29 protein-coding genes and 4 tRNA genes are annotated in these 26,861 nt (G+C 53.3%); 28 read left to right on the forward strand and 5 right to left on the reverse strand.

Features of this window, described 5'->3' with window-relative positions:
* Positions 1-7: 7 nt before the first annotated feature.
* Genes HKT17_RS01595 through HKT17_RS01605 form a run of 3 tightly spaced genes read left to right on the forward strand, consistent with a single transcriptional unit; the run spans position 8 to position 2,345 of the window.
* Complete coding sequence (locus HKT17_RS01595) at positions 8-802, forward strand: biotin--[acetyl-CoA-carboxylase] ligase (RefSeq protein WP_171097377.1); 795 nt, start codon at positions 8-10, stop codon at positions 800-802.
* Positions 799-1,617 carry a type III pantothenate kinase gene (locus tag HKT17_RS01600; protein WP_171097380.1) on the forward strand — a complete coding sequence of 273 codons (819 nt, stop codon included), beginning with the start codon at positions 799-801 and terminating at the stop codon, positions 1,615-1,617. Before HKT17_RS01595 ends, HKT17_RS01600 begins: the two co-directional genes overlap by 4 nt.
* A complete protein-coding gene (locus tag HKT17_RS01605; RefSeq protein ID WP_171097382.1) occupies positions 1,614-2,345 on the forward strand; it encodes a hypothetical protein in 732 nt (243 codons plus the stop codon). Before HKT17_RS01600 ends, HKT17_RS01605 begins: the two co-directional genes overlap by 4 nt.
* A 1-nt stretch (position 2,346) precedes the next feature.
* On the opposite strand, the gene HKT17_RS01610 is transcribed toward HKT17_RS01605, so the two are convergent.
* Positions 2,347-3,444, reverse strand: coding sequence for a class I SAM-dependent methyltransferase (locus tag HKT17_RS01610; RefSeq protein WP_171097385.1), 1,098 nt, complete (start codon positions 3,442-3,444; stop codon positions 2,347-2,349).
* On the opposite strand from HKT17_RS01610, the gene HKT17_RS01615 reads away from it, so the two are divergent.
* The 3 genes from HKT17_RS01615 to ttcA are packed head-to-tail and all read left to right on the forward strand — an operon-like array spanning position 3,443 to position 5,603.
* The gene (locus HKT17_RS01615) at positions 3,443-4,327 is read left to right on the forward strand and encodes an SDR family oxidoreductase (RefSeq protein ID WP_335618238.1); all 885 of its coding nucleotides are present in this window, start codon (positions 3,443-3,445) and stop codon (positions 4,325-4,327) included. The two genes, HKT17_RS01610 and HKT17_RS01615, sit on opposite strands and share 2 nt — an antisense overlap.
* Positions 4,324-4,716: a dihydroneopterin aldolase gene (locus HKT17_RS01620; protein ID WP_008248053.1), complete on the forward strand. Its 393-nt coding sequence runs from the start codon at positions 4,324-4,326 to the stop codon at positions 4,714-4,716. The genes HKT17_RS01615 and HKT17_RS01620 overlap by 4 nt, the downstream gene beginning before the upstream one ends.
* Before the next feature lie 14 nt (positions 4,717-4,730).
* Positions 4,731-5,603, forward strand: a complete 873-nt coding sequence (gene ttcA, locus HKT17_RS01625; protein WP_171097387.1) for a tRNA 2-thiocytidine(32) synthetase TtcA — start codon at positions 4,731-4,733, stop codon at positions 5,601-5,603.
* A 1-nt stretch (position 5,604) separates the two neighbouring features.
* Here the strand turns inward: ttcA and ilvA are convergent, their stop codons facing one another.
* Positions 5,605-7,125 (reverse strand): threonine ammonia-lyase, biosynthetic, encoded by a 1,521-nt coding sequence (ilvA, locus tag HKT17_RS01630; RefSeq protein WP_105028045.1) that lies wholly within the window; start codon positions 7,123-7,125, stop codon positions 5,605-5,607.
* A gap of 174 nt (positions 7,126-7,299) precedes the next feature.
* Here ilvA and HKT17_RS01635 point away from each other — a divergent pair, with 174 nt between their 5' ends.
* The 10 genes from HKT17_RS01635 to glmS all read left to right on the forward strand — a co-directional run bounded on the left by HKT17_RS01635 (position 7,300) and on the right by glmS (position 17,699).
* The gene (locus HKT17_RS01635) at positions 7,300-7,878 is read left to right on the forward strand and encodes an SPOR domain-containing protein (RefSeq protein WP_171097389.1); all 579 of its coding nucleotides are present in this window, start codon (positions 7,300-7,302) and stop codon (positions 7,876-7,878) included.
* Between the two features lie 6 nt (positions 7,879-7,884).
* Positions 7,885-8,526, forward strand: a complete 642-nt coding sequence (locus tag HKT17_RS01640) for a thiol:disulfide interchange protein DsbA/DsbL (RefSeq protein ID WP_171097390.1) — start codon at positions 7,885-7,887, stop codon at positions 8,524-8,526.
* A gap of 142 nt (positions 8,527-8,668) precedes the next feature.
* A complete protein-coding gene (locus HKT17_RS01645) occupies positions 8,669-9,541 on the forward strand; it encodes a septal ring lytic transglycosylase RlpA family protein (RefSeq protein WP_171097391.1) in 873 nt (290 codons plus the stop codon).
* A 58-nt stretch (positions 9,542-9,599) separates the two neighbouring features.
* Positions 9,600-10,163 carry an ATP-dependent protease subunit HslV gene (gene hslV, locus HKT17_RS01650; protein WP_008248037.1) on the forward strand — a complete coding sequence of 188 codons (564 nt, stop codon included), beginning with the start codon at positions 9,600-9,602 and terminating at the stop codon, positions 10,161-10,163.
* Between the two features lie 4 nt (positions 10,164-10,167).
* The gene (hslU, locus tag HKT17_RS01655; protein ID WP_105029778.1) at positions 10,168-11,499 is read left to right on the forward strand and encodes an ATP-dependent protease ATPase subunit HslU; all 1,332 of its coding nucleotides are present in this window, start codon (positions 10,168-10,170) and stop codon (positions 11,497-11,499) included.
* A gap of 87 nt (positions 11,500-11,586) precedes the next feature.
* Positions 11,587-12,474 (forward strand): acetylglutamate kinase, encoded by an 888-nt coding sequence (argB, locus tag HKT17_RS01660; protein ID WP_008248035.1) that lies wholly within the window; start codon positions 11,587-11,589, stop codon positions 12,472-12,474.
* A 56-nt stretch (positions 12,475-12,530) separates the two neighbouring features.
* The gene (locus HKT17_RS01665) at positions 12,531-13,187 is read left to right on the forward strand and encodes a PhaM family polyhydroxyalkanoate granule multifunctional regulatory protein (RefSeq protein ID WP_171097392.1); all 657 of its coding nucleotides are present in this window, start codon (positions 12,531-12,533) and stop codon (positions 13,185-13,187) included.
* Positions 13,188-14,459: an FIST signal transduction protein gene (locus HKT17_RS01670; protein ID WP_171097393.1), complete on the forward strand. Its 1,272-nt coding sequence runs from the start codon at positions 13,188-13,190 to the stop codon at positions 14,457-14,459.
* A gap of 14 nt (positions 14,460-14,473) precedes the next feature.
* Complete coding sequence (gene glmU, locus HKT17_RS01675; protein ID WP_171097394.1) at positions 14,474-15,841, forward strand: bifunctional UDP-N-acetylglucosamine diphosphorylase/glucosamine-1-phosphate N-acetyltransferase GlmU; 1,368 nt, start codon at positions 14,474-14,476, stop codon at positions 15,839-15,841.
* A gap of 16 nt (positions 15,842-15,857) precedes the next feature.
* Positions 15,858-17,699: a glutamine--fructose-6-phosphate transaminase (isomerizing) gene (gene glmS, locus HKT17_RS01680; RefSeq protein ID WP_105028051.1), complete on the forward strand. Its 1,842-nt coding sequence runs from the start codon at positions 15,858-15,860 to the stop codon at positions 17,697-17,699.
* Here the strand turns inward: glmS and HKT17_RS01685 are convergent.
* Together HKT17_RS01685 and HKT17_RS01690 are read right to left on the reverse strand one after the other, a co-directional pair.
* Positions 17,686-18,507, reverse strand: a complete 822-nt coding sequence (locus HKT17_RS01685) for an SDR family NAD(P)-dependent oxidoreductase (RefSeq protein WP_171097396.1) — start codon at positions 18,505-18,507, stop codon at positions 17,686-17,688. The two genes, glmS and HKT17_RS01685, sit on opposite strands and share 14 nt — an antisense overlap.
* 20 nt (positions 18,508-18,527) lie before the next feature.
* Complete coding sequence (locus HKT17_RS01690; RefSeq protein ID WP_171097398.1) at positions 18,528-19,424, reverse strand: alpha/beta fold hydrolase; 897 nt, start codon at positions 19,422-19,424, stop codon at positions 18,528-18,530.
* Positions 19,425-19,531: 107 nt separating this feature from the next.
* Between HKT17_RS01690 and HKT17_RS01695 the strand changes: the two genes are divergently transcribed.
* A complete protein-coding gene (locus HKT17_RS01695) occupies positions 19,532-20,578 on the forward strand; it encodes an AraC family transcriptional regulator (protein ID WP_105028054.1) in 1,047 nt (348 codons plus the stop codon).
* Here the strand turns inward: HKT17_RS01695 and HKT17_RS01700 are convergent.
* Positions 20,504-21,727, reverse strand: coding sequence for an AmpG family muropeptide MFS transporter (locus HKT17_RS01700; RefSeq protein ID WP_205882477.1), 1,224 nt, complete (start codon positions 21,725-21,727; stop codon positions 20,504-20,506). The genes HKT17_RS01695 and HKT17_RS01700 overlap by 75 nt on opposite strands.
* A gap of 50 nt (positions 21,728-21,777) precedes the next feature.
* Between HKT17_RS01700 and HKT17_RS01705 the strand changes: the two genes are divergently transcribed.
* From HKT17_RS01705 to rplL, 11 genes are all read left to right on the forward strand, one after another.
* A tRNA-Tyr gene (locus tag HKT17_RS01705) sits at positions 21,778-21,863 on the forward strand.
* Between the two features lie 53 nt (positions 21,864-21,916).
* Positions 21,917-21,990: transfer RNA gene (locus tag HKT17_RS01710), tRNA-Gly, on the forward strand.
* A gap of 17 nt (positions 21,991-22,007) precedes the next feature.
* Positions 22,008-22,082: transfer RNA gene (locus HKT17_RS01715), tRNA-Thr, on the forward strand.
* A gap of 48 nt (positions 22,083-22,130) precedes the next feature.
* Entirely contained in the window at positions 22,131-23,324 is a 1,194-nt protein-coding gene (gene tuf, locus HKT17_RS01720) for an elongation factor Tu (RefSeq protein WP_171097401.1), read from the forward strand.
* A gap of 14 nt (positions 23,325-23,338) precedes the next feature.
* Positions 23,339-23,414 (forward strand) — tRNA-Trp (locus tag HKT17_RS01725).
* A complete protein-coding gene (secE, locus tag HKT17_RS01730) occupies positions 23,385-23,855 on the forward strand; it encodes a preprotein translocase subunit SecE (protein ID WP_240605658.1) in 471 nt (156 codons plus the stop codon). The genes HKT17_RS01725 and secE overlap by 30 nt, the downstream gene beginning before the upstream one ends.
* Positions 23,855-24,388 (forward strand): transcription termination/antitermination protein NusG, encoded by a 534-nt coding sequence (nusG, locus tag HKT17_RS01735; RefSeq protein ID WP_008248014.1) that lies wholly within the window; start codon positions 23,855-23,857, stop codon positions 24,386-24,388. Before secE ends, nusG begins: the two co-directional genes overlap by 1 nt.
* 115 nt (positions 24,389-24,503) lie before the next feature.
* The gene (rplK, locus tag HKT17_RS01740; RefSeq protein ID WP_105028056.1) at positions 24,504-24,935 is read left to right on the forward strand and encodes a 50S ribosomal protein L11; all 432 of its coding nucleotides are present in this window, start codon (positions 24,504-24,506) and stop codon (positions 24,933-24,935) included.
* Positions 24,936-25,634: a 50S ribosomal protein L1 gene (gene rplA, locus HKT17_RS01745; protein ID WP_171097403.1), complete on the forward strand. Its 699-nt coding sequence runs from the start codon at positions 24,936-24,938 to the stop codon at positions 25,632-25,634. It abuts the gene before it with no gap.
* 212 nt (positions 25,635-25,846) lie between these two features.
* Complete coding sequence (gene rplJ / locus HKT17_RS01750) at positions 25,847-26,377, forward strand: 50S ribosomal protein L10 (RefSeq protein ID WP_105028058.1); 531 nt, start codon at positions 25,847-25,849, stop codon at positions 26,375-26,377.
* 47 nt (positions 26,378-26,424) lie between these two features.
* Positions 26,425-26,802 (forward strand): 50S ribosomal protein L7/L12, encoded by a 378-nt coding sequence (gene rplL / locus HKT17_RS01755; protein WP_105028059.1) that lies wholly within the window; start codon positions 26,425-26,427, stop codon positions 26,800-26,802.
* Positions 26,803-26,861 lie beyond the last annotated feature (59 nt).

Here is a 26,861-nt window from a genome sequence, read left to right on the forward strand (position 1 = left end):
GGTTAAGATGAGCAAAATTTCGCAACTAGCCCGAAGTGACCCGCATTCGATGTTAACCCAAGCCGATGTGCACTGGATCGAACTCGATTCAGTCGACTCAACAAATGATTACCTTGCCCGCGCTTACCAGCAGGGGCGGGTATCCGGCCTGAATGCCGTGTTGGCGCACATGCAAACCGCAGGCAGGGGGCGTGCAGGGCGGCAATGGCGCGCGCAGCCAGGCGCAAGTTTATGCCTGTCTGTGGGCTTGCCTATCGCTGGGCAGCAAATGCCTTTTTTGCCCCTGTGTGTGGGTGTTGCCGTGGCGCAGGTACTGGAGCATTGGCATGTGCCTGTGCGGCTGAAATGGCCCAACGATTTATTGGCAGATCAGCAAAAATTGGGCGGTGTGTTGTGCGAGTCTTTTCAAACCGGGCAGGGTGCAATCACCGTGGTTGGTGTGGGGCTGAATATTCAGGGTATTGACGTTCCCGAGGCATTGTCTGGTCTGGGTGCTGCAAGTTTGTCGAATTATTTGCCTGCCCCGAGTTTACCCACCCCACGTGAGCTAGCCGAGGCGGTCGTGTCATCGATTTTAATGCGGATCGAGGCTGCCAGTGTTCAGGGCATCGACTCAATTTTTGCCGAGTTCAGCCAACGGGATGCGTGGCTGCGCAGCCAGGTACAAGTTGAAGACCAGGGTGTGGTGTGTTTCGCGGGTGAGGCCATGGGCATCGACCGGCAAGGCGCGTACCTGGTGAATACCGAGCACGGCTTGCGTGCGGTTCATGCAGGTGATTTGTCCTTGAGGGTAAGGCCGTGACCAACGCTGGGAATTTGTTGTGCATCGATGCTGGAAACACCTTTGTAAAGTGGTGCTTGCACGCTTGCGTCAATGTCCGGTTTGAGCAGCCCTCGGCTTTTTTTAGTCACGCCACTGCTGAATTCAAACCTTTCTCCGGATCCTTGAGTGCTTTGCAACAGCATTTGGCACCCGGTTTGAATTCGACCCATGCAGTAAAGGCGGTTTTGCTGAGCAATGTCTTGGGCCCAGATTTCGAACAGTCCGTGCGCTCAGTGTGCGAAGCGGCTGGCGTACCTCTGCATGTATTGACTGTGAACAGGCATGCTGAGATTCAGTCTGCGTACGAAACCCCGGCGACTCTGGGCAAAGACCGTTGGGCAGCATGCATGGCGCTCATGGAGGTGAGCCAGGTCAAGGTCAATTTGCTGGTTAGCTTTGGCACAGCCACCACCCTGGATGTGGTGGTTAAAAATACCCATTGGCAGCACTTGGGCGGATTTATCGTGCCGGGTGTTGAAACCATGTTGCGCAGCCTGCATTTAAATACAGCTGAATTGCCCAAAGTGCAGTTGGACAGTACCGGCACAAACAGTTGGCCTGTCAGCACGCAGCAGGCGATTGGCAGGGGTGTGGGGCGTATTCAAAAAGCAATGGTCGATTCCGTGGCTGCCCAGTTACAGAGTGAACACGGCAGCCCCCCGGCCATCTGGCTGACCGGTGGTTTTGCACCCGCCATGCAGGTTCATTTGCCGCAGGCTACCCTGCTTGAATACGCTGTATTCAAGGGCTTGGTGCTTGATTATCGTTTGGCACAAAAAGGTGCAACAGCATGAATGGTTGGCGTGTTCTGGCTGTGTTGCTGCTGCTGGGTAATTTGGCGTTGCTGGGTTTTGGCGTTTTAACAGGCAACAGCTCGCAAAAAGCAATAGATTCTCCGGGTTTACGTGCCGAGTGGGTTGGCGTGGAGCGGCCCTGGGATCAGCCCGTGGAAGTGATTCGTGCGCCCGCACCTGTGGCTCCTAAGATTGATTTGAAACAGGGGCAGGCCCAGCTTGATACAGCCATTGAAAATGCCAGCAAACAGGTTTTTGAGAATCCGAAAAGTACCCAGGCATGTTGGTTGTGGGGCCCCTTGTTGCAAAGTGAGTCTGCACGGGTTCAAGAGGCTTTGCTGAATTGGGGTGGCGAAACGGATCGACTCGAGCGCCAGGTGCCTGTGGGCTATGTGGTTTACTTGCCGCAAGACATTGTGAACAGCGGGGTGGGTATCGATCAACTCTCGGGCAAGGGTATTGCCGACATGTTCTACATCACTACGCCGGGGCCTTTGCAGGGCACCATTTCACTGGGATTGTTCCGCGACCTGGATCGGGCGAATGCCCAGAAGGCTGATCTGGCGCGACGTGGCGTCGAGGGTGTCCAGATCCGGGAGCGGTTGGGCCCGGTGCGCGTGTTTTTTGAACTTCGGGGAAATGCCTCGCAAATCGAAACTGTGCGCTCGGTGTTTGAGTTGAACAGAAAGGGTGAGCTCAAGCCTTGTGAGTTGTCAACAGGCGGCTGAGTTACAGGTTTCCGCTTCGGTCCTTGTCCAGAAAAACCTGCGCAAACTGTGTGTTCTCGGCATTCACACCTTTGCTCCAGCAAATTACTTTGAATGCCTCGCCCATATCGGCTTCATTCAGCAGGGTATTCAAATTCTGGCGCATCAATGCACCGTGTGTTGGGTGGGTAAATTCCGGTTGTTTTCGTGCCAACTCAAGAATGCCGTGTGCCAATAAAAACTCGCCTTGGTGCGCGTACCCTTCAAGCTCGCCACCGCAGCTTGTCAGGGCTTCATAGATTGCGCTGAAGTTCACATGGGCGGTTAAGTCCTGCTGCCCCACGTTCACCAGAAAATCATCATGTGCAGTGTGGCGACTTGTGGCGCGCAAAGTGCCCTGCCTGCGTGTCGGGTGATAGTACATGGCTTCGTGAAAACCATAGTCAATCATCAGCGCAAGGCCGTTCAGACGCTCCGTGACTGTTTTTACCCATGCAATGCTTTGCTCCGCAATTTCCGATTCGTAACCTTCTGGCCATGGCCCGTGAGCATCCTGCAACTGAGAAACCACGGCAGCGAAGACCGGGTCGGCCGGTTTCCACACCCAGTGCAACTCACCATTCAGGTGCTGTACCCACGCTTCCTGCGAATTGCCTGCCTGCCATTTGAATCGACGAACCGGTGTGGCATCCAGCACCTCATTGCCTAAAACCACCCCCTGAAGTTCCGCAGGCAGCTCGCCCAGCCAATGCACCTTGTGTTCTACCTGCGGGCCATGCAGTGCCTTTAACTTGGCCAATTGCACAGGCTTTAATCCGGCCGACACATCCACAATGTTGTATTGGGTAATCAAATCGCCAGCCGCTTGAAGAATGTCGCAAGCCAGTTGCCCGGTCCCGGCCCCAAATTCATACACCACACCATTGCAGCGGGGCAGCACCTCCCGCAGGGCCTTGCCCAGTGTTTGCCCAAACAGCGGGCTCAATTCCGGGGCGGTAATAAAATCGCCCCGACGACCAAAAATTTGCTCGCCTCTTGCGTAGTAGCCATATTGGGGATCGTAAAGCGCAAATCGCATGAACTCGTCAAAGCGAGTGGCTTGATTAAAATTCGACAGCATGAGGCAGGTCTGGTTTAGAATAGCGGGTTCTTTTAAAAATCAAAGCCTTGAAGTAAACCCTGGTTTGCTTGATGGTCGTTGTTCACTGATTTTCCAGATTCTAACCGATGGCGCACGAATGACACATGCCAATCCACAATTTGCCCTTGTAACCGGGGGAGCCAAGCGACTGGGCAAAGCCATCTCGCTTGAACTGGCGCGTGCCGGTTGGTCTATTGTGCTGCATTGCCGTTCATCACTGGCAGAGGCCCGTGACACCGCGGCTCAAATTGAAGCACTGGGTGTGCACTGCGTGGTGGTTCAGGCTGATCTTGAGCAGCCCAGCGAAGTTGAAGCGTTGTTTGATGCTGCTGAAAAAGCGGGCCCAATTCGATGTGTTGTCAACAACGCCTCGTTGTTTGAATTCGACTCTGGCGAAACTTTTCAGCCCGAGCTTTTTCACCGGCACATGGCCTCCAACCTGGCTGCGCCCATTCAATTGGCCAAACGCCTGTATCAGCATGTGCCCGACCATGAGCAGGCCGTGGTGGTTAATTTGCTGGACCAAAAACTGAAAAACCTCAATCCCGATTTTTTAAGTTATACCCTCACCAAAGCCGGGCTTGAAACCGCTACCACCATGCTGGCCATGGAGCTGGCGCCCAAAGTGCGTGTAGTGGGTGTGGCCCCCGGGCTCACCTTGATTTCGCACCTGCAAACCGATGCGCAGTTCGAGAGTACCCACCGAATTTCGCCTTTGAACAAATCCTCCGAGCCTCAGGACATCGCCAACACGGTCTTGTTCCTGGTGCAAAGCCGCGCAATTACTGGTACCACCATTCTTGTGGATGGCGGGCAGCACTTGGTGCCCATGGCGCGTGATTTCAGCATGATGACACCATGACAGACTGGTTCTTTGATCCCCGCCTGGCCGACTGCCGTCGCGTTTTTATTCGCGACTTCGATGTGTCCGCCGCAATTGGCGTGTTCCCCCAAGAGTTGGGGCGTACGCAGGCTGTGCGTATTAACATTGATTTTTGGGTAAAGTGCGCATCCACCCCTTCCGAGCGCGACTTGCTGGTCGATGTGGTTGATTACGATTTCGTTCGACCAGGAATTCATGGCCTCATTCAATCGGGCCACATTGGCCTGCTTGAAACCCTGGTGGACAAAACCCTGGCGCTGGTGCTGGAGCATCCCAAGGTGGTGGCCGCCCGCGTACGCGCTGAAAAATCCGAGGTTTACCCCGACTGCGAATCCGCAGGTGTCGAGGTATTCCGCTTCAAATCCTAGAAAGCTGTCAGACCATGCAAACCATCACGATTTTCCCCAACAAGGCTGAACAAAAAGAGGCCTTTGAATTCAACAAGCTGGAAAAGCGCCTCACAAAGCAAGTGGGCCAGGCCATTGCCGACTTCAATATGATTGAAGAGGGTGACAAAGTGATGGTGTGTGTATCGGGCGGCAAAGACAGCTATGGTCTGCTCGATATTTTGTTGTTGCTGCGTCAGCGTGCGCCCATCAACTTCGATATCGTCGCTGTGAATCTGGATCAGAAACAGCCTGGTTTTCCCGAGGAAGTGCTGCCGAATTACTTGCGTAGTATTCATGTGCCGTTTCACATTGAGGAACAAGACACCTACTCGATTGTGAAACGAGTCATTCCCGAAGGCAAAACAACCTGTTCGCTGTGCTCGCGTTTGCGTCGTGGCATTTTGTACCGTGTGGCGTCTGAACTGGGTGCCACCAAGGTCGCTTTGGGGCACCACAAAGACGACATATTGCAAACCCTGTTGCTTAATCTGTTTTATGGCGGTCGTATCAAGGGTATGCCTCCCAAACTGGTCAGTGACAACGGAGAGCACACAGTAATTCGTCCACTGGCTTATTGCCGAGAGCGCGATTTGGCCCGTTATGCCGAAGAGAAGAATTTCCCGATCATTCCCTGCAATTTGTGTGGCAGTCAGGAAAACCTGAAGCGCAAGGAAATGGCCGCACTGCTGAAGCAGTGGGAAAAGCACAACCCCCGATGGATCGCCAATCTGTTTACCTCGCTGTCAACTGTGGTGCCTTCGCACCTCATGGACCGCAAGTTGTTTCCGTTTGAAGCCATTCGCCCTGGCGTAGCACTTGAAGACGGTGCCGGTGACAAAGCGTTTGATGCGGATGACGAGTGCTAACTCACTTCAAAAACAGCTTGTATGCCGGGTTTTCGGTTTCATTCACCGCCGGGTAGCCAAGTTGTTTCACAAATTTGTCGAATTCAGCGTGGTCTGCAGGTGGAACCTGAATGCCTACCAAAATACGGCCATAGTCGGCACCGTGGTTTCGATAGTGAAACAGGCTGATGTTCCAGCCCGGGTTCAAGGCGGTTAAAAATTTCGTCAATGCCCCAGGCCGTTCCGGAAATTCAAAGCGGTACACCAGTTCATGGTCGGCCAAACTGGACCTGCCCCCAACCATGTGGCGCAAATGCAGCTTCGCCATTTCATCGTCGGTCAGGTTCAGGGCGTCGAAACCCGATGCAATAAAGCGCTGCTGCAATTCATCTGCCTGCGCACGGTTGCCAATTTGAATGCCCACAAAAATATTCGCTTTGGCTGAATCCGACATTCTGTAGTTGAACTCAGTCACATTGGTGGGACCCAACAAGTCGCAAAACTTTCGGAAGCTGCCGCGTTCTTCCGGCACAGTGATCGCAAAAATCGCTTCACGTTGCTCACCCACCTCAGCGCGTTCAGCCACAAATCGCAAGCGATCGAAGTTCATGTTGGCGCCACAAGAAATTGCGACCAGTGTTTGGTTTTGCAAACCCATTTCCGCAGCATACTGTTTCAAGCCAGCCACAGCCAGTGCACCTGCGGGTTCAAGAATACTGCGAGTGTCCTGAAAAACGTCTTTGATTGCAGCGCAGGCTTCGTCGGTGGTCACCCGCACAATGCCGTCCACATACTTTTCGCACAGTCGGAATGTTTCTTCGCCCACCAGTTTTACTGCGGTGCCATCCGAGAACAAACCCACTTCCGCCAGGGTGACGCGTTTGTGCTGTTCCATGCTCTGCGCCATGGCATCGGAGTCCACGGTTTGTACACCAATAATTTTGATGTCCGGACGCAACTGTTTCACATAGGCACCTACGCCAGCTGCCAGCCCACCCCCGCCGATCGCGATGAAAATGGCGTGTATCGGGCCTTGATGCTGACGCAAAATTTCCATGCCCACGGTGCCTTGGCCCGCAATTACATCAGGGTCGTCAAAGGGGTGTACAAAGGTCAGGCCTTTGGCTTGTGCCAATTCTGATGCATGTCCGGCTGCATCGCTGTAGCTGTCGCCAAACAGCACCACATTCACCCAGTCACCCCCAAACCGTTTTACTGCATCAATTTTCAAGGCGGGGGTGGTAGTGGGCATCACAATGGTGGCCGGGCAGCGCATCCTGGCGGCAGAGAGTGCAACGCCTTGCGCGTGGTTGCCGGCAGAGGCAGCAATCACGCCACGTTCCAGTTGCATGGGGCTGAGGTGGGCCATTTTGTTGTAAGCACCGCGCAGCTTGAAGCTGAACACCTCTTGCATGTCCTCACGCTTGAGCAACACCTCATTGGCAGTGCGAACCGACAGGGAATGTGCGCGCTCCAATGGTGTCTCAATGGCCACGTCGTAAACCTTGGCGGTCAGTATGCGTTTTAGATAGTCAAGACCCACAAAGCACCTATTTATTGCAGATTTTTAAGCAAATTTCGAGCTTTTGCCCATGAAGGCTACACTTTACAGCATGAGGGCAATCCCAAAAGCCGGCTTGCGCGTTTGGGTCGCATCTGCAGGTCGCCTTCGGGCATAATTTAGGCTCAGTTTCTCAAGGACAGGTTCGAACCCCCAATGGCATCTACGAAATCATCTAAACCCAAAGCAAAACCGCAAGCTAGAAAATCTCTTGGCAACACCATTCCCGCGTTTGTGTTCGGCATGGTGTTCGGGCTTTTGATTGCGTTGGGTGTGGCTTTGTTTGTCAGCAAGTCACAGCTGCCATTTTCCGGTGCTGAAACTCAGGGTGCCGTGCCCAATGTGTCTCCGGGCCCAGGCAACAGCCCCCCTGATCCCAACAGCGCCATTTATGGCAAAGCAAACGCCAACCAGGGCAATGTGGTTACCATCGACCCATTTCAGCAAGGCACGGAACCTCAGACAGGGGATGCCACTCCAACTGAACAAATTGAACCTGTGGCCCAAACCATTTACTTTCTGCAATTGGGCAGTTTTCGCAATCGTGAAGACGCTGAACAATTGCGGGCTCAGCTTGCGTTTGTGGGCACTGAATCCGAAATTGCCGTGGGCGAGGTCAACGGCAATGTTGTAAACCGCGTTCGTGTGGGGCCATTTGGCAGCGCGAATGAAGCCTATCAGGCCCGAATTCCCCTCACGAAAGGCGGATTCGAGGCAACTGTGGTCAAGGAGTAAACAAGTATGAAACGTCGTGAATTGATTCAAAGTGCGGTGGCATTGAGCGTGATGGGTGCTTTCGGTGGCTTGTCCCCGGCACTGGCCCAAGATGCCGGCGCATTCCGAAAAGCACGCCGGGAGGTTCCACGTTCCACACCTGGAAAAATCGATGTGGTCGAATTCTTCTGGTATGGCTGCATTCACTGTTACAACTTTGAGCCCAAAGTAAACGCTTGGCATAAAAAGTTGCCCAGTGATGTAGTCTTCACGAAAATCCCCATCGCTTACCAAAGTCAGCGTGTCAATTTCCAGGGTCATCAGCGCCTGTATTACACACTGGAAACCATGGGCAAACTCGACATGGCCCACAGCAAAGTGTTTGAAGCCATGCACAAAGACAAAAAGCAGTTGGCCAACGACGAGCAGATTTTCGATTTTGCTGAATCGATCGGTTTGAAGCGCGAAGAATTCGCCAATGTATTCAAATCGTTTGGCGTGAATGCTAAATGTGCCCAGGCCAAAACCATTTTCGAAGCTTATGGCGCAGATGGCGTTCCCACCTTGGGAATTGATGGCAAATTCTTTACTTCTGCGTCCATCGCCGGTTCTGAAGACAATGCCATCCGAGTTGCGGAAGCCTTGATTCGACGACAGCGTCAGGCCTGAAGCGCAGGGAGAAAAAATGAGGGAGGCATTTATGCGCAGTGGTGTTTTTAGGTTTGTTTCGATTGCGTCACTGTCATTGATCCTTGCTGCGTGTTCCAGCGTTCCGCTTGACAAGCCGGTCTCGCCGCCCCCGGCGAAAACCGTGGCCAAGCCCTCTGTTCCCCCACCGGTCAAACATGAAAACTGGGAGCCCGCGCCTCAGGGCGGTGGTTATTATCTGGACGATGGTCCCGGCGATTTACGCCCAGCCAATCTTGATGACTTGCCCTCCGCCAGCCCCCAGCTTGAACCCATTGCAATTCGTAATACCCGGCCTTACACCGTGATGGGGCAAAGTTTCACGCCGCAAACATCACTTGAAGAGCCCTACAGTCAAAAAGGTCGGGCCAGTTGGTATGGCAAGAAATTTCATGGCGCGAAAACCGCCAATGGTGAAATTTACGACATGCACCAAATGACGGCTGCGCACCCCACCTTGCCTTTGCCCAGTTATGCCAAAGTCACCAATTTGGCCAATGGCAAGTCCGTTATTGTTCGCGTGAACGACCGTGGCCCGTTTTTGCGGGGCCGAATCATCGATCTCAGCTACGCGGCCGCCTATCAGCTGGACTACATCAAGCAGGGCAGTGCTGAAGTGCTTGTCGAGAAGATGACACCCGATGCAATCGCTCAATACCACGCTGAGAAGAACGGCACCGTGGTGGCAAAAAATGGCGCGCAAGTACAGCAGGTTGCACTCAGCAACCCGTCCACATTGGTGCCGGTTCACCGAGCACCCTTGTATCTTCAAATTGGCGCGTTCGGCAACAAAAACAACGCAGAGGCTCTGGTCTCGCAAGTTTCTTCCAATCATCAGGCTTTCGGCAAAGCCAGCCAAATTCTTTCCGAATCAGGCGTTCACCGCGTGTTGGTGGGGCCGTTCACCACCATTGATCAAGCCAACGAGGCTGCAATCGAGCTCAGCGCCTTCGTTCAGGTTCAGCCTGTCATCAAACAAGACTTGATCCTGCCCTGATTGTCCCCATATCGTGACATCAGCGCACACAGCGCAACACCCCAACCAAAGGATAGGCATGGAGCAATATCACGGCACCACTATATTGTCAGTACGCAGAGGAAAGCACGTCGCACTTGGTGGTGACGGGCAGGTTACCCTGGGGCATATCGTGGTCAAAGGTTCGGCCCGAAAAGTAAGGCGTCTTCACCACAACAAAATTCTGGCGGGTTTTGCAGGCGGCACCGCCGATGCTTTTACTTTGTTCGAGCATTTTGAAGCCCAGCTCGAGAAGCACCAGGGGCACCTGTTGCGTGCCGCAGTCGAGCTTGCCAAAGAATGGCGCACTGATCGCATGCTTCGCAGGCTTGAAGCCATGCTTGCCGTGGCGGATGAAAATCATTCCCTGATCATTACCGGCAATGGCGATGTGCTTGAGCCCGAACAAGGCTTGGTCGCGATTGGCAGTGGCGGTGCCTACGCACATTCCGCGGCGAAAGCCCTGCTTGAAAACACTGAACTTTTGCCCGAAGAAATCGTCAAGAAATCCCTGACCATTGCAGGCGAACTGTGCATTTACACCAACCAACATCACACCATTGAAGTGTTGGGTGCCCCTGAAGCATCTGGCAGCAAAGGTTAATACCATGACTCAACTTACACCTTCAAACATTGTTGAAGAACTCAACAAGAACATTGTTGGCCAGGATGCCGCCAAGCGTGCCGTCGCTGTGGCGCTTCGCAATCGCTGGCGCCGCATGCAGGTGCCCATGCCCCTGCGTCAGGAAATTACTCCCAAGAACATTCTCATGATCGGCCCAACCGGTGTGGGTAAAACAGAAATTGCCCGTCGCCTGGCCAAGCTCGCCAATGCGCCCTTCATCAAAATTGAAGCCACCAAATTCACTGAAGTTGGTTATGTGGGCCGCGACGTGGACACGATCATTCGTGACCTGATTGAAATTGCTCTGAAACAGGTTCGAGAAGAGGCTCAGCTTGGCGTGGTCGAAGAGGCAAAGTCCGCCGCCTTTGACCGGGTGCTGGATGCACTGCTTCCCCCCGCCCGGGATTTCGGCTTCACCGAGAAAGCCCCCGAGCCCGATGAAAACCGCACGCGTATTCGATTCCGGGAAAAGTTGTTCGCTGGTGAGTTGGATGACAAGGAAATCGAGATTGAGGTGGCGGCCGCTTCGCCCTCACTGGATGTAGTCGGCCCACCCGGCATGGAGGAACTCACCGGGCAGTTGCAATCCATGTTTCAGAACATTTCAGGTGGCAAGAAAAAGCTGCGCAAAATGAAAGTGGCCGAGGCGCTGAAGGCGATTCAGGATGAAGAAGCCGCCAAGCGCGTGAATGAAGAAGAAGTGCGTGCCAAAGCGATCGCCAGGGTCGAGCAAGACGGCATTGTGTTTCTCGATGAAATCGATAAAATTGCGACCAAAGCCGACGGCCGGGGAACCGACGTGTCGCGCCAGGGGGTCCAGCGCGATTTGCTGCCGCTGGTGGAGGGCACCACAGTCAACACGAAGTACGGCATGATCAAAACAGATCACATCCTGTTTGTCGCCAGTGGTGCTTTCCATTTGTCTCGCCCTTCTGATCTCATTCCTGAGCTGCAGGGGCGCTTTCCGATCCGGGTTGAGCTGGAGTCCTTAACCGTTGACGATTTCAAACGAATCCTGACCAGCACCGACGCCTGTCTCACCGAGCAGTACAAAGCCTTACTGGCAACGGATGGGGTTGAGCTGGAATTCACCGACGAAGGTGTTCGCCGGCTGGCTGAAATCGCATTCACAGTGAACGAGAAAACCGAGAACATCGGGGCCCGCCGCTTGTACACTGTCATGGAGCGCCTGCTTGAAGAGGTGGCATTCGAGGCCAATGGTCAGCCCAGGCCTGTGAAAATTACAGCCGAGTTTGTCGACTCCCGGCTGGGTGAGGCGGCCAAATCCGAGGATCTTGCCCAATTCATTCTCTAGAATCCGTCGATCGGCATTCTCGCCACCGTTGTCCGGGTAGATTCGCTTTAAAATGCTTTTTGTGCCCAGATTCTACCCGGACAATTCATGACCACAGACAATCTCACTTCCGCCATCAAAGCCAAAGTTCTGTCCGAGGCTTTGCCCTACATTCGCCGTTTTCATGGCAAAACCGTGGTGGTCAAGTACGGCGGCAACGCCATGACCGATGTCAATCTGCAAAAATCCTTCGCTCACGATGTGGTGTTGCTCAAACTAGTCGGTATCAATCCGATTGTGGTGCATGGCGGTGGCCCTCAAATCGATGAAGCCCTGCGTCGCATTGGCAAGCAAGGCACCTTTATTCAAGGCATGCGCGTTACCGACGAAGAAACCATGGAAGTGGTGGAGTGGGTTCTGGGTGGTCAGGTGCAGCAAGACATCGTCATGATGATCAACGAGCACGGTGGCAAGGCGGTGGGTTTAACCGGCAAAGATGGTGGGCTGATTCAAGCCCGGAAAATGAAGTTGGCGGACAAAAGCGAGCCTGGCAAGTTTCATGACATTGGTTTCGTGGGCGAAATTGCATCGATTGACCCCGCCATTGTGAAAGCCCTGCAAGACGACGCCTTTATTCCCGTTATCTCACCCATTGGCTTTGGTGAAGATGGAATGGCCTACAACATCAATGCCGACCTCGTGGCCGGAAAAATCGCCGAAATCCTGAAAGCTGAAAAACTGATCATGATGACGAATACCCCCGGGGTGTTGGACAAAGACGGCAAGTTGCTCACTGGCCTGACTGCCAAACGAATCGATGAATTGTTCGAAGATGGCACCATTTCAGGTGGAATGCTGCCCAAGTTATCTTCCGCGATCGAGGCAGCAAAAAGCGGAGTAAACTCAGTTCACGTGGTAGATGGTCGTGTTCCGCACTGCCTTCTGCTTGAAATTCTGACAGACCAAGGCGTGGGCACCATGATTCGCAGTCACTGAGTTCGCAGTCACCAGGCCACTCAGCAAGGCAGTCCGCGTCAAACGCAGGGGGAAACATGTCGAACAAAAGAATACCCAATTTGTCGGTTACTGATGGATTTGATTTTGTGAAGAAAATCTGGGGAAGTCTGCCGATCCCCAGCGTGATGAACCCAACCACTGATCTCGATGAGCTTGACAAGCGCATCTCTGATCTCAAAGCAGTTGAGCAATGGCTCAATGTCAACCTCAGTATGTTGCGGGCCACCATTCAGGGGCTGGAAGTGCAGCGCGGCACCATTGCCACCATCAAATCTTTCAGCTCCAATCTGGGCTTGGGTGGTGACCGAGTCAGCGATGTCAATCAAGCTGTAAACGAGGAAATCATTCGGAACGCCATGCAGGCCGCGGTTGCGCCACCACCTGTGCCTCGTGTTGAGCCCGTTGCACCCAAAATTCCCGATCCCGAGCCCGCCGCGCCTGCTGCTGCAAGCGATGCGGCTGCGCAAGAATCCTCGAAGGCCATTGTGTCAAATGCCACCGCTTGGTGGGGGTTGTTGCAGGACCAGTTCAACAAAGTGGTTGCCACTGCAGCCATGGCAAGTTCCGGTACCGAAGCCAGTCCCAATGCAGCTGAACCATCTCCAAAACCTGCCAAGCCCAAAGCCAAGCGTGCGGCCACGCCCCGTAAAAAAACCTCAAGCAGCACCCGCCCCGCGCGCACAAGGACATAGATGTTTCGTTTTGGCCACGCCACACACCCCAACTGGAGAGAGGCACTTGAACTCGTGTTGGTGCAGCTCGAAGGCCAGATGCAACTGGAGCAGTTCGCAAGCGATATTTCCCGGCCTCAAAAGCTGGGTTTGATTTACGCCACAGAAGCCTTCGCAGAAAACATGCCTCAAATTCTTCAGGGTTTGCGCCAGCGAACCAATATCAAGGAGTGGGTTGGCGGTTTGGCGCCTGGCGTGTGCAGCAGTGGAGTGGAGTATTACCAAGAGCCTGCACTGGCAGTCATGCTGATGGAGTTCCCAGCCGATTCTGCGCGAGTTTTTTCAGGCAAATTGCCATTGCCCAAACCTGGCACAGTGACTGCGTCGGGGCGGGAAGCCATGTCCTCCGCGCTCATTCACATCGATCCGCTCACTGAGGACATTGACGATCTGCTCGATGATCTGTCGCTTAAAGTCAGTACTCGTCAAATTTTCGGTGGTCTTGTCTGCGCAGGTACGGCCAATACCCACATTGCCTTTGAACCCCTGTCCGGTGGTGTGTCTGGCGTGGTATTTGCCAGTGGTTTGCCTATCGAAGTGCGCATGACACAAGGTGTTCAAGTGGTGGGCATGGAACATGAAATCACCGGGCTTCGCGGTAATTTTGTCGAAGAACTCGATGGTTTGCCGGCGCTCGATGTACTGCTCGCTGATTTGGGTTTGCAACCCGACTCGGACGAAGGTGATCCCGCAAGCCAGGCCGCCGAGGTGTTGGCCAAACGTTTTGCTCATGGTTTGTTTGTCGGTCTCACTGACCGTGCACTTGCTGAGTCCATTGCGCTTAAGGGTTACACGGCGGGTCGCTCCGAGGCGCACCAGCTGAAAGTACGTCCCGTGGTTGGAATGGATCCCAACAAAAAATCCCTGGCTGTTGCTGAAGATTTCAAGTTGGGCGATCGATTGTCTTTCTGTACTCGCGATGAAAATTCTGCGCGGGTCGATTTAACCAGAATGTGTGCAGAGCTGCGTGAAGATCTCGACGCGCCGGCACCCAAACTCAACGAACTTCAGGCCGCTGGTTTTTCTGGAATCCATTCTCAGCGCAAACCTCGCGGCGCGGTGTACATTGCCTGCAATGGTCGTGGCGCGGCATTGTTCGGCCTGCAAGGCGTTGAGCAGCAAATTGTGCGAGAGCAATTGGGGGACATTCCCCTGATTGGTTTTTCAGCCAACGGCGAAATTTTCCGTGGTGCTTTGTACGGTTACACCGGTGTGCTGGCTTTATTTTTCTAAATTTGATTATTGACATGAATATTTTGATACTCGCAGCAGGCAAGGGCACCCGCATGAAGTCAGCCTTGCCCAAGGTGTTGCACCCGGTGGGTGGCCAGTCCATGTTGGGCCGGGTGGTGGGTACCGCTTTGCAATTTGAAAACCCACATGTGGTGGTCGTGGTCGGGCACGGTGCCCAAGCGGTTCAGCAGCATTTGTCTCACCAATCAGGCATTCTGTTCGCCTCTCAGTCAGATCAACTGGGTACAGGCCATGCGGTTCAATGTGCAATCCCGGCCTTGGCCGATCATCCTGTTACCCTGATTTTGTATGGTGACGTCCCCCTCATTCAATTCGAATCTTTGCAGCCCTTGGTTCAGGCCGCGAAAGCCGGGCAGATGGGCTTGATGACCTTGCATATGCCCAACCCACACGGTTACGGCCGCATTCTTCGCGATACCGAAGGTGCAGTGGTTGGCATAGTCGAACAAAAAGACGCAACTCCCTCGCAGCTCACTATCACCGAAGTCAACACCGGCATTCTTGCTTGCCCCACCGCGCAGTTAAAAAACTGGGTAGGCAAACTGAGTAACAACAACGCGCAAGGCGAGTATTACCTCACCGACATCATCGCGATGGCACATGAAGATGGGCTGCTGGTGCGCACCTGTCAGCCCAGGCACAGTTGGGAAGTGTCGGGCGTCAATTCCCGAGTTCAACAGGCCGAGCTTGAGCGTATCTGGCAACTTCATCAGGCTGAAAAATTAATGATCGAAGGTGTGCAGCTGCTCGATCCCGCCCGGATCGATTTGCGTGGCACGCTGCACTGTGGCGCAGATGTATCCATCGATGTTGGCTGTGTGTTTCAAGGTCAGGTCACCTTGGGCGATGGGGTGTCCGTCGGCCCATATTGCGTGCTCAACAACGTCAGTATTGCGGCGGGTACCCGTATCGAAGCCTATTCCCATCTCACCGATGCCACCGTGGGCGAAAAGGCGGTCATTGGTCCCTACGCGCGTCTGCGCCCTGGTGCCAAATTGGGCAATGAAGTGCACATTGGAAACTTTGTCGAAGTCAAAAATGCCAGCATTGCCAACCAGTCCAAAGCCAATCACCTGGCCTACATTGGCGACGCACAAATTGGTGAACGGGTGAATGTGGGTGCAGGCACCATTACCTGCAATTACGATGGTGCCAACAAGCACCTCACGATCATCGAAGACGATGTTTTTATCGGCTCAGATACCCAATTGGTCGCACCCGTGACGGTGAAGAAGGGTGCCACCCTCGGCGCGGGAACCACCCTCACGAAAGACGCGCCCGAGAATGCACTTACCGTGTCACGTGCCAAACAAATCACGATCACGGGCTGGAAACGCCCGGCCAAATCAACCAAAAAATAAAGGAATACCTCACACCATGTGCGGAATCGTCGGCGTACTCTCAAAAACCAACAGCGTGCCAGTGTTGATTGATGGCCTGAAGAAACTTGAATACCGCGGATACGACTCAGCCGGGCTGGCCATTCAGTCCGATCTCGATCATTCCATTCACCGTGCGCGCAGCGTGGGTCGTGTGGTTGAGCTCGACTCCAGTACCAAAACCCTGAGTGCACGAATGGGCATTGCTCACACCCGTTGGGCTACACATGGTGTGCCCAGTGAGCGCAACGCACACCCTCACATCAGTGAAGGGCGGGGTGTTTCGGTCAGCGTGGTTCACAACGGTATTATTGAAAACCACGAGGAAATCCGCAAGGCGCTGACTGCTGAAGGCTACGTTTTTCAGTCCGACACCGACACCGAGGTCATCGCCCACCTCACCCACAAGCATTTGGTTCAGGGGCTTGAGTTGATGGCAGCCGTGCAGGCCACAGTAAAAAAGCTGGAAGGTGCTTTTGCCATCGCGGTTATTTGTAACACAGCACCGCTGACCTTGCTGGCTTCCAAGAAAGGTGCACCTCTCTTGGTGGGGCATGGCGAAGGTGAATACTTTTTGGCTTCCGATGCTTCGGCACTCGTGGCCTACACCAAGCAAATTACCTACCTGGAAGAAAACGACGTGGTGCAGTTGCACACCACTGGGGTTTCATTCTTTGATGGCGCAGGTCTTCAGGTTGAGCGGCCCATCATCGAAAGTCAGCTTTCGGCTGATGCCGTGGAACTGGGCCCCTACGCCCACTACATGCAAAAGGAAATTTACGAACAGCCTGGCGCAATCGCAGCCACGCTGGAAATGGTCAGCAATGCATCTGCCGTAAAACCAGAACTGTTTGGCGCAGAGGCTGGCAATATTCTACCGGGCATTCAGCAAGTGCTTATTCTGGCGTGCGGCACCAGCTACCATGCTGCGCTGGTTGCGCGCTATTGGCTCGAATCGATTGCCGCCTTGCCGACCAATGTTGAAATCGCAAGCGAATACCGCTATCGCACCAGCGTCAGTCTGCCTAACACATTGGTGATCACCATTTCGCAATCGGGTGAAACAGCTGACACCCTTGCTGCGCTAGAGCACGCCAAGTCTCAGGGCATGGTTAATGCCCTGTCCATTTGCAACGTACCTGAATCTGCACTCATTCGCGCCAGCAAGCTGAAGTTTTTAACACGTGCAGGCCCTGAAATCGGTGTGGCTTCAACCAAGGCATTCACCACGCAACTGGCTGCGCTTTTCACTTTCACGCTGGTCATGGCCAAGCTGCGTGGAAAACTCACCGCCGAGCAAGAAAAAACCTTACTCACGCAACTGCGTCATTTGCCCTCGGCCATGCAAAACATTCTGGCACTCGAGCCTGAAATCAAGGCCTTGGCTGCCAGTTTTGCAGAGAAGCGCCATGCGCTCTTTTTGGGGCGTGGCGTGCACTATCCCATTGCCATGGAAGGCGCGTTGAAGCTGAAGGAAATCAGCTACATTCATGCTGAGGCTTACGCTGCTGGTGAATTGAAGCACGGCCCCTTGGCCCTTGTCGATGCCGACATGCCAGTGGTTGCCGTAGCCCCCAAAGACACTTTGATCGAAAAGTTGAAGTCAAATTTGCAGGAAGTTCGCGCACGTGGCGGTGAGTTGTATATTTTTGCTGACCGAGACACAAAGATCGAAAAAGCCGACGGTGTGCACGTGATCAATTTGCTTGATCACGCAGGGCACTTGTCCCCGATTTTGCACACCTTGCCCTTGCAGTTGTTGTCCTATCATGTCGCCTTGGTCAAGGGTACCGATGTGGACAAACCTCGAAACCTCGCGAAGTCCGTCACCGTCGAGTAAGCGACTCTGCTTCTTCGGCCTTGAATTTTTTCAAGGCCTGTTCCGAGCCTTGCATTCGACTTAAACCTTCGGCCACCCGGTGAAACAATCCGGGTGCCAGTACCAACGGCGCAATCGTCTTGGGCGCAATAATTTTACGCTGACGCTTCTCAATACCTCGGTACATGGCATCAATCACCTGCTCTGGTTCAATCGCACCAAAAGCACCCTTGTGCCCTCCCCAAAGCACGCCCGCATTCACTTCCTGAATCATGGCCGTATTGGTAAAGGTGGGGTGTACACAACCCACGTCAATGCCGTCCAATGCCAGCTCTTGGCGGGCCACATCCGCCAGCGCCTCAACTGCGGCTTTGGATGCTGCATAATGCCCCATTAAAGGCGTGTGAATTGCGGCAGCCAGAGATGAGATCACCTGCAAGTAACCTTTGGTCTCGCGCAGGTAAGGAATGGCAGCGCGGATGGTGTTGAATGCACCATTTACATTCACCTGCATCACCGCGTCAAAGTCAGCAGGGTTCATGTGCTCAATCGAGCCCATTTTCAAGATTCCGGCGTTCACCACGACTACATCAATCCTGCCAAAGCGCTCTTTGCACTCTGCCATCGCAAGCTCAAGATCAGCAGGCTTGCACACATTGGCTTGGCAGCCAGCAATTCCCTCTCCGCCCAAAGTTTCAACTTGCGCAAACACCGCCTCAGCGTTCAAGTCCACAATAAAGGCTTTGCCCCCTTTGCTGATCACTTTTGCAGCCAAGCCCGCACCAAGACCCCGAGCGCCACCCGTAATAAACACCACTTTGTTTTTCATATTCAATTCCAGAATGTCAATCAAAGGTTTTCAATAAATTCGATACAATCTGCAGCAAAGCGGTCAGGCGCTTCCTCCATCGGAATGTGGCCCACCTCTCGGTACACCTTCAGTTCCGAGTGCGGAATATCCCGATTGAATCGGCCTGCCATTTCAATGCTCACCCATCGGTCGTCACCGCCCCACACAATCAATGTTTTGCACTGAATCTCAGGCAAACGTTCCGAGCCTAGTTCTCCGTCGGTGAACACACCGACCATATGCCCCACAGCGCTTCGGTTCGGTTTGTGCATGAACAGCTCCAGGTACCTTTCAAGCACTTCTTTTTTCAGTTTACTTTTGTCGCCATATACATCACGCACGGCCATTCGCAGCAAAAATGCGGGCACTGCGTGTCGCGTCAGCCAGGCAATTGGTTTGATCGTAAACAGGGTGATGTAAATCGGCAGCGGTTGTTGATATCCAACAGCATCAGAAATGATCAAGCCACGCACCCGCTCCGGGTGTCTTTGCGCCTGGTCCCAACTTAAAAAACCACCAAATGAATTGCCGATCATCACGCATTTTTTAATCTGCAACTCGTCCAGTACCGCATCTACAAACTGCTGATAGAAAGCCACGTCCATTTTCCGAACGCAGCCTTGTTGGTCGAGCGCAGGCCCAGTCAAACCGAATGGTGGTAAATCGAATCGAATAATCCTGAATTGTTTGCTCATCTGCGCACACACATCACTCCATGTGTGCAGGCTGGCAGCAAAGCCGTGAATCATGACCACATCAGGCCCACTCCCCTCAATACTCACATGCACTTTCAGCCCCATGCAGTCCAGGAAAATAGATGTGGGCAAGGCATGTTTCTCGATTAGCGTCCTTTTGTCTGGGCCAGCCCATCCGAATTCATTCAGCAATCTGTTCACGCGATGTCTCCTGCGGTTTTCGTTCAATACAGTGTAGAAGCCCCACGTGCTGCTCGAACTTGATTACAATCAACGGTAGTTGATATTTCCGGACAAATCCTGCTCCTATGCAAGCTCGCCGAACTGTTGCCAGTGTAAAAATTCTGAGTGAGCTAGGCGTAAGGCTTGGCTCTACCCGCAGCGCGCTTCTCATGGGTTCCTCGATTTTGCCGGCCCAGCTGGATGATCCCCATCTCGAAATCGATCCTGATCAAGAGTTGCAGGTGATCCACAATCTGGTGCGCCTGCATGGCAAAGTACCCGGGCTTGGGCTAATGGCCGGCGCTGAATATCACCTGACCACCTACGGTATTTGGGGCTATGCACTCATCACCAGCCCAACCTTCAGACAGGCCGTCGAACTCGGTTTGCGCTATCTCGATCTCACGTTTGCATTTTCAAAAGTCGAATTGGTGCTGGGCAACGGCCTGGCATCCATGATCCTGTCGGTCGATCATTTGCCCCCGGCAGTGCGTTCATTTGTGGCTGAGCGCGATTGCTCTGCCATTCAGGTTTTGCAGCGAGAATTGTTTGGCGTCAGCTTGCCTTTGCGCGTTGTTGAATTCGCATTTGCACCCAATGCGCCCATGGCTCAATACGAAGCCATGTTTGGCTGCATTCCGCAGTTCAATGCCGCAGTTAACAGGGCCACATTCGACGATCAGTGGCTTAATTTGCCTTTGCCCAAAGCCAACGAGCACAGTGCCCGTTTCTGCGAGACTCAGCTTGAGAATCTGCTGTCACGCCGAATGCAGCGGGGCGGCGTGTCCGCCTGGTTGCGCAACAAATTGCTGGCTGACTTGTCGTCTTCCCCGAGCCTCGCGCAAATAGCCACCGATCACTTCATGACAGAGCGCACCTTGCGAAGGCGTCTGACCGACGAGGGTACCAGCTATCGCGATCTGCTGGCCGAAGTTCGTCAAACCATGGCCGAGGAACTGCTCAGTTCTACAGGGCTCAGTGTGTCTGAGGTTTCTGCCCGGCTCGGCTACTCGTCGCCCTCAGCCTTTATCCATGCTTTTCAGAAATGGCACAATTGTTCACCTCGCCAGTTTCTGGATGCTCGATCGAAGCAGATAGAGCGCCACCAGTCCGGGAATGGCAGCCACGGTTGAGAACACAAAAAAGTCGCTCCATCCATAGGCCGCCACCACATACCCGGCAGGGGCAGCCAGGTAAACCCGTCCCATAGCCGCTAACGATGAAAGCAAAGCGTATTGTGTTGCTGAGAATTCCTTGCTGCACAGGCTGGTCAACAAGCCAACAAAAGCAGCGGTTCCCATACCCCCACACAGGTTCTCAACAAATACGGCACTGCCCATGGCCCAAATATTCGGTTCGATGAGCGACAACGCCCAAAATGACAAATTTGAAACCGCCTGAAATATTCCAAACAACATCAGCGAGCCATAGAGACCCATCCGTGTCATCAATGCGCCCCCCAGAAATGCGCCCAACAGTGTGGCGATCAGGCTCACCGTCTTGTTCACGGCACCCACTTCGGTCAATGTAAAACCCAATCCCTTGAGCAGAAATGCAGTGGTCAATGAACCCGCAAACGCATCTCCCACCTTGTAAAGCACAATCAACAGCAAAATCCAGATCGCCGCTTCTTTGCTCATGAAGTTGCCTGTCGACTCCCTCACAATGTCAAACAGTTTTCTTTTCGAAGCTCGCCTGGCCAGGTCCTCGGGTGTGTCGGCGGTGGGGCTTAAAGCAGTTATCACAGCGCAGGCGGCAATCAGCCCCGCCATCAACAGGTAGGTGCCAGTCCAGCCCAGGTACTCGCCAGCCAGTATCAATGCCAGTCCGCCTGAAACCAACATGGCTACCCGATAACCTGTTACGTAGTAAGCAGCGCCAAGACCGCGTTCAGGAGCGGGAAGCAGGTCCGTGCGGTAGGCATCAATCGCCATGTCCTGCGTCGATGAACAAAAGGCAATGGCCACGGCAACTGCAGCCACTGTCCAGGCAGAATGTGCGTCCACAAATGCCATGGCGGCAATCAGGCCGGCACAGGCCAATTGCATCAGCGCAATCCAGCCACGCCTTTGGTCAAAAAACCCAGGCTTCAAGTAATCGAGAAAGGGCGACCACAAAAATTTGTAGGTGTAAGGAAATCCCACCACCGCGTACAAACCGATGGTTTTAATGTCCACATTCTCGACTGCCAGCCAGGCTTGAAGGGTGCTTCCTGTCAGGGCCAGGGGTAGTCCACTCGAAAAACCAAGAATTAATATACAAATAAGACGGAAAGGGGGCATGAGGTGTTGACGTTGTTTAAAAAAGCATCCATAATCCGGGGTTCTCTTTTGGAGAGATGCCCGAGTGGCTAAAGGGGGCAGACTGTAAATCTGTTGGCTTACGCCTACGTTGGTTCGAATCCAACTCTCTCCACCAAGAATTCAAGCAGTTTAACCGAGTGCGCCCTTGAAAAGGGGCGTGCAAGGTGTGCGGGTGTAGCTCAATGGTAGAGCTGAAGCCTTCCAAGCTTAAGACGAGGGTTCGATTCCCTTCACCCGCTCCAGGCTTTAATAGAAAGTTGCTCATGTGGCTCAGTGGTAGAGCACTCCCTTGGTAAGGGAGAGGTCGGCAGTTCGATCCTGCCCATGAGCACCATACCGTTATAACTGCACTCCTTTGTTGGGTGCCCGCACCGAGGTCGTCATGGCAAAAGAAAAGTTTGAGCGTAAGAAGCCACACGTAAACGTTGGAACGATTGGTCACGTGGACCATGGCAAGACAACATTGACAGCGGCGATCACAACAGTATTGGCGCGTTTGAGCGGCCATGGTGAAGCCAAGGGCTACGACCAGATTGATGCGGCGCCGGAAGAGAAGGCGCGCGGCATTACGATTAACACTGCACACGTGGAGTATGAAACCGATGCGCGTCACTATGCGCACGTGGACTGTCCCGGTCACGCCGACTATGTGAAGAACATGATTACCGGCGCGGCGCAGATGGACGGCGCGATTCTGGTGTGTTCAGCAGCAGACGGCCCCATGCCCCAGACCCGCGAGCACATTTTGTTGGCCCGTCAGGTTGGTGTGCCTTACATCATCGTGTTCCTGAACAAGTGCGACATGGTGGACGACGAAGAGTTGTTGGAGCTGGTGGAAATGGAAGTGCGCGAGTTGCTGTCTTCCTATGACTTCCCTGGCGACGACGTGCCTATCGTAAAAGGTTCGGCCAAGCTGGCGTTGGAAGGCGACACGGGTGAGCTGGGCGAAGGCGCGATCAAGCAGTTGGCGCAGGCGCTGGACACATACATTCCAACACCTGAGCGAGCCATTGACGGCGCGTTCCTGATGCCAATCGAAGACGTGTTCTCAATCTCCGGTCGTGGCACTGTGGTAACAGGCCGTATCGAGCGCGGTATCGTGAAGGTTGGTGAAGAAATCGAAATCGTGGGTATCAAGGACACAGTCAAGACCATTTGTACCGGCGTGGAGATGTTCCGCAAGTTGCTGGATCAGGGTCAGGCGGGTGACAACGTGGGTGTATTGCTGCGTGGTACCAAGCGTGAAGACGTGGAGCGTGGTCAGGTATTGGCCAAGCCCGGTACGATCAAGCCGCACACAGGCTTTAGCGCCGAGGTGTACGTGTTGAGCAAAGAAGAAGGTGGTCGTCACACGCCATTCTTTAATAACTACCGTCCTCAGTTCTACTTCCGTACAACCGACGTGACAGGCTCGATCAGCTTGCCGGCGGACAAGGAAATGGTACTGCCAGGCGATAACGTGTCGATCAATGTTGAGTTGATTGCCCCAATCGCGATGGAAGAAGGTCTGCGTTTCGCGATTCGCGAAGGCGGGCGTACGGTAGGTGCTGGCGTAGTTGCCAAAATCACCAAGTAATATTCGAGTTTTTTAGGGCAATAGCTCAATTGGCAGAGCGTCGGTCTCCAAAACCGAAGGTTGTGGGTTCGATTCCCTCTTGCCCTGCCAAATTTGGTAGGACCGTCGCCGCTGAAGCGATTCAGCGGCGGCTTACATTTTAAGAATATGGCACAAAACGACATTCAAACAGTATCTACAGGGCAGGACAAGCTGATGCTTGTGCTGGCGATTGCCTTTGCAATCGGTGGCGCGGTGGCTTATCAGGTTTTGTCAGCAGAAGATTTCTTCATTCGCCTTGGCGTTGTCTTGTTGGGTGTTGTTCTGGCGATTGGCAGTTTTCTGCTCTCTCAAACCGGCAAGCGGTTTGTGGGTTTCGCCAAAGATTCCGTAAACGAAGCCAAGCGTGTTGTTTGGCCCACTCGCAAAGAAGGGATGCAAATGACCGGTGTGGTTTTTGTGTTCGTGTTGATCATGTCGATCTATCTTCTTTTGGTGGATAAAACGCTTGAGTGGGTGTTCTACGATCTGATTTTAGGGTGGACAATATAATGTCAAAACGCTGGTACGTGGTGCACGCCTACTCGGGACTTGAGAAGAGTGTGCAGCGAGCACTGCAGGAGCGCATTGACCGTTCCGAGTTTTCGGACTTGTTTGGCCAAATCCTGGTTCCCTCTGAAGAAGTGGTTGAAATCAAGGGTGGTCAAAAATCGATTTCCGAGCGCCGTTTCTTCCCGGGTTATGTGTTGGTTGAAATGGAAATGACTGACGATTCCTGGCATTTGGTCAAAAACACCCCGAAAGTCACAGGTTTTGTGGGTGGTACGGGTAATCGCCCCACGCCGATTTCTCAGAAAGAAGTCGACAAAATCATGCAGCAAATGCAAGAGGGTGCAGAGAAGCCCAGGCCGAAAGTGCTTTATGAAGTGGGTGAAATGGTTCGTGTCAAAGAGGGCCCATTTGCCGATTTCAATGGCAACGTTGAAGAAATTAATTACGAGAAAAGCAAGCTTCGTGTGTCTGTCACCATTTTTGGTCGTGCTACACCCGTTGAGCTGGATTTTCATCAGGTCGAAAAAGTCTGATCTGAAGGTAGTAAGCTTTCCCGCCGCCTGTATTTGATTGCTGACAGGGTGCACGGTAATTCAAGCAATAAGAGGAGCGGCTCAGCGCTGCGTTTGAACTCACGGAGAAATTTCAATGGCCAAGAAAATCATTGGCTTTATCAAGCTGCAAGTGCCGGCTGGTAAGGCAAACCCATCCCCACCCATCGGCCCAGCACTGGGTCAGCGTGGTCTGAACATCATGGAATTCTGTAAAGCATTCAATGCCCAAACACAGGGCATGGAACCAGGCTTGCCAATTCCAGTGGTGATTACCGCTTTCGCAGACAAGTCCTTCACGTTCATCATGAAGACGCCCCCTGCGACCGTGTTGATCAAAAAAGCAGCAAAAATCACGAAAGGTTCGCCCCGTCCTCATTTGGACAAGGTTGGCAAGATCACTCGTGAGCAAGCTGAAGAAATTGCAAAAACAAAAATGCCTGACCTGACCGCTGCTGACATGGATGCTGCTGTACGCACCATCGCTGGTTCAGCCCGCAGCATGGGCATTGTGGTGGAGGGTCTATAAATGGCTAAGTTGTCTAAACGCACTCAAGCATTGCGCGCAAAAATTGATCGCAATGCCGTATACCCAGTTGATCAGGCCTTGGGCTTGATCAAGGAAACTGCAACCGCAAAGTTTGATGAGTCTGTTGACGCAGCCATTCAGTTGGGCGTTGATGCACGTAAATCAGATCAGGTCGTTCGTGGTTCAGTGGTTCTGCCAGCTGGTACTGGTAAAGCAGTACGCGTTGCTGTGTTTGCCCAAGGAGCCAAAGCAGAGGAAGCCAAGGCCGCTGGTGCTGACATCGTGGGCATGGACGATCTTGCCGCTGAAGTCAAAGCTGGCAATATGAACTTCGACGTCGTCATTGCTTCCCCTGACACCATGCGCATTGTGGGTACCTTGGGTCAAATCCTCGGTCCACGTGGCCTGATGCCAAACCCGAAGGTGGGTACCGTGACTCCTGATGTGGCTACAGCGGTTAAAAACGCCAAGGCAGGTCAAGTGCAGTTCCGTACCGACAAGGCTGGCATTATTCACTGCACAATTGGGCGCGCCTCTTTTGATGTTGAAAAGCTGAAGTCCAACCTGTCTGCTTTGCTGGACGCGTTGAACAAATCCAAGCCAGCATCGTCCAAGGGTGTGTACCTGAGAAAGATTGCCGTATCCAGCACCATGGGTGGTGGTGTACGCGTTGACCAAACATCCGTGTTGGGTCAATAAAGAACTTTGGGCTGTGGGTTCCTGATTCGTCAGGGCTCACAGGTTGTCAAAGACCGTTGGAAACTGAGGGTTCGTAGTTTAGGCCTGATTTTTTAAAAAACCATCCAACCTAGATGGCGGTCCCGAGTAAAAGTAATGAATGTATGTTCAAAGCTTGATTTCGGTCGCCTGTTTTAAACAGTGCAATAAGCGCTTCTTTTTGGAGAAAGACCGTGGCATTGAATCGCCAAGAAAAAGCAGCAGTCATTGAAGAGATCACTGGTCAACTGGCCAGCGCTCAAGCTGTGGTTGTTGCTGAATATCGTGGTCTGTCTGTAGAAAGTGTGACGCAGCTCCGCAAGGATGCTCGTGCAGCAGGTGTTTATTTGCGTGTTCTGAAGAACACTTTGGCAAAGCGAGCCATTGCCGGTACAGCCTTCGAAGGTCTGTCCAGCAAAATGGCTGGCCCGCTGATTTACGGTATCAGTTCTGATCCCGTTGCAGCCGCCAAAGTGTTGGTCAATTTCGCGAAGACAAACGACAAGCTCGTTCTGACCGGCGGTGCGCTGCCCGGTCAGGTGATGGGTGTAGATGGTGTGAAGGCCCTGGCCACAATGCCAAGTCGTGATGAGCTTCTGTCGAAATTGCTGGGCACGATGCAAGCACCTATCGCGACATTCGTACGTACGCTCAACGAAGTACCTACGAAATTTGTTCGCGGTGTTGCTGCCGTTCGTGATCAGAAAGAATCGCAAGCTGCTTAACTTTTTTCAAGATAGCCGAATCAAACTTTTAACTGGAGAATACTCAAATGGCAACTAAAGCCGAAATCCTCGACGCCATCGCTGGCATGACCGTACTCGAACTGTCCGAACTGATCAAAGAAATGGAAGAGAAGTTTGGCGTTTCTGCCGCCGCCGCTGCTGTTGCAGTTGCTGCTGCCCCTGCTGCTGGTGGTGCTGCTGCCGCTGAAGAGAAAACAGAATTCGACGTAATTCTGACTGCAGCTGGCGAAAGCAAAGTAAACGTAATTAAGGTTGTTCGTGCACTGACAGGTCTCGGCCTGAAAGAAGCGAAAGACCTGGTTGACGGCGCGCCCAAAGCTGTTAAGGAAGGCGTTTCCAAAGCTGAAGCCGATGACGTCAAGAAGCAACTTGAAGAAGCTGGTGCAAAAGTCGACGTTAAGTAATGTCGGTTTTTGAAATGCCCGGGGGTTTTTGCCTCCGGGCTTTTTGCGCTTGAAAGAGC

Origin of the sequence: Limnobacter sp. SAORIC-580 (genome assembly GCF_013004065.1) — a bacterium.
GTDB lineage: Bacteria > Pseudomonadota > Gammaproteobacteria > Burkholderiales > Burkholderiaceae_B > Limnobacter > Limnobacter profundi.

Excerpts from the sequence above, each read along its gene's own strand:
- HKT17_RS01595 (WP_171097377.1), top strand. The coding sequence starts at position 8 with ATGAGCAAAATTTCGCAACTAGCCCGAAGTGACCCGCATTCGATGTTA.
- HKT17_RS01605 (WP_171097382.1), top strand. The coding sequence starts at position 1,614 with ATGAATGGTTGGCGTGTTCTGGCTGTGTTGCTGCTGCTGGGTAATTTG.
- HKT17_RS01615 (WP_335618238.1), top strand. The coding sequence starts at position 3,443 with ATGAGGCAGGTCTGGTTTAGAATAGCGGGTTCTTTTAAAAATCAAAGC.
- HKT17_RS01610 (WP_171097385.1), bottom strand. The coding sequence starts at position 3,444 with ATGCTGTCGAATTTTAATCAAGCCACTCGCTTTGACGAGTTCATGCGA.
- HKT17_RS01620 (WP_008248053.1), top strand. The coding sequence starts at position 4,324 with ATGACAGACTGGTTCTTTGATCCCCGCCTGGCCGACTGCCGTCGCGTT.
- ttcA (WP_171097387.1), top strand. The coding sequence starts at position 4,731 with ATGCAAACCATCACGATTTTCCCCAACAAGGCTGAACAAAAAGAGGCC.
- HKT17_RS01635 (WP_171097389.1), top strand. The coding sequence starts at position 7,300 with ATGGCATCTACGAAATCATCTAAACCCAAAGCAAAACCGCAAGCTAGA.
- HKT17_RS01640 (WP_171097390.1), top strand. The coding sequence starts at position 7,885 with ATGAAACGTCGTGAATTGATTCAAAGTGCGGTGGCATTGAGCGTGATG.
- hslV (WP_008248037.1), top strand. The coding sequence starts at position 9,600 with ATGGAGCAATATCACGGCACCACTATATTGTCAGTACGCAGAGGAAAG.
- hslU (WP_105029778.1), top strand. The coding sequence starts at position 10,168 with ATGACTCAACTTACACCTTCAAACATTGTTGAAGAACTCAACAAGAAC.
- argB (WP_008248035.1), top strand. The coding sequence starts at position 11,587 with ATGACCACAGACAATCTCACTTCCGCCATCAAAGCCAAAGTTCTGTCC.
- HKT17_RS01665 (WP_171097392.1), top strand. The coding sequence starts at position 12,531 with ATGTCGAACAAAAGAATACCCAATTTGTCGGTTACTGATGGATTTGAT.
- HKT17_RS01670 (WP_171097393.1), top strand. The coding sequence starts at position 13,188 with ATGTTTCGTTTTGGCCACGCCACACACCCCAACTGGAGAGAGGCACTT.
- glmU (WP_171097394.1), top strand. The coding sequence starts at position 14,474 with ATGAATATTTTGATACTCGCAGCAGGCAAGGGCACCCGCATGAAGTCA.
- glmS (WP_105028051.1), top strand. The coding sequence starts at position 15,858 with ATGTGCGGAATCGTCGGCGTACTCTCAAAAACCAACAGCGTGCCAGTG.
- HKT17_RS01685 (WP_171097396.1), bottom strand. The coding sequence starts at position 18,507 with ATGAAAAACAAAGTGGTGTTTATTACGGGTGGCGCTCGGGGTCTTGGT.
- HKT17_RS01695 (WP_105028054.1), top strand. The coding sequence starts at position 19,532 with ATGCAAGCTCGCCGAACTGTTGCCAGTGTAAAAATTCTGAGTGAGCTA.
- HKT17_RS01700 (WP_205882477.1), bottom strand. The coding sequence starts at position 21,727 with ATGCCCCCTTTCCGTCTTATTTGTATATTAATTCTTGGTTTTTCGAGT.
- tuf (WP_171097401.1), top strand. The coding sequence starts at position 22,131 with ATGGCAAAAGAAAAGTTTGAGCGTAAGAAGCCACACGTAAACGTTGGA.
- nusG (WP_008248014.1), top strand. The coding sequence starts at position 23,855 with ATGTCAAAACGCTGGTACGTGGTGCACGCCTACTCGGGACTTGAGAAG.
- rplK (WP_105028056.1), top strand. The coding sequence starts at position 24,504 with ATGGCCAAGAAAATCATTGGCTTTATCAAGCTGCAAGTGCCGGCTGGT.
- rplA (WP_171097403.1), top strand. The coding sequence starts at position 24,936 with ATGGCTAAGTTGTCTAAACGCACTCAAGCATTGCGCGCAAAAATTGAT.
- rplL (WP_105028059.1), top strand. The coding sequence starts at position 26,425 with ATGGCAACTAAAGCCGAAATCCTCGACGCCATCGCTGGCATGACCGTA.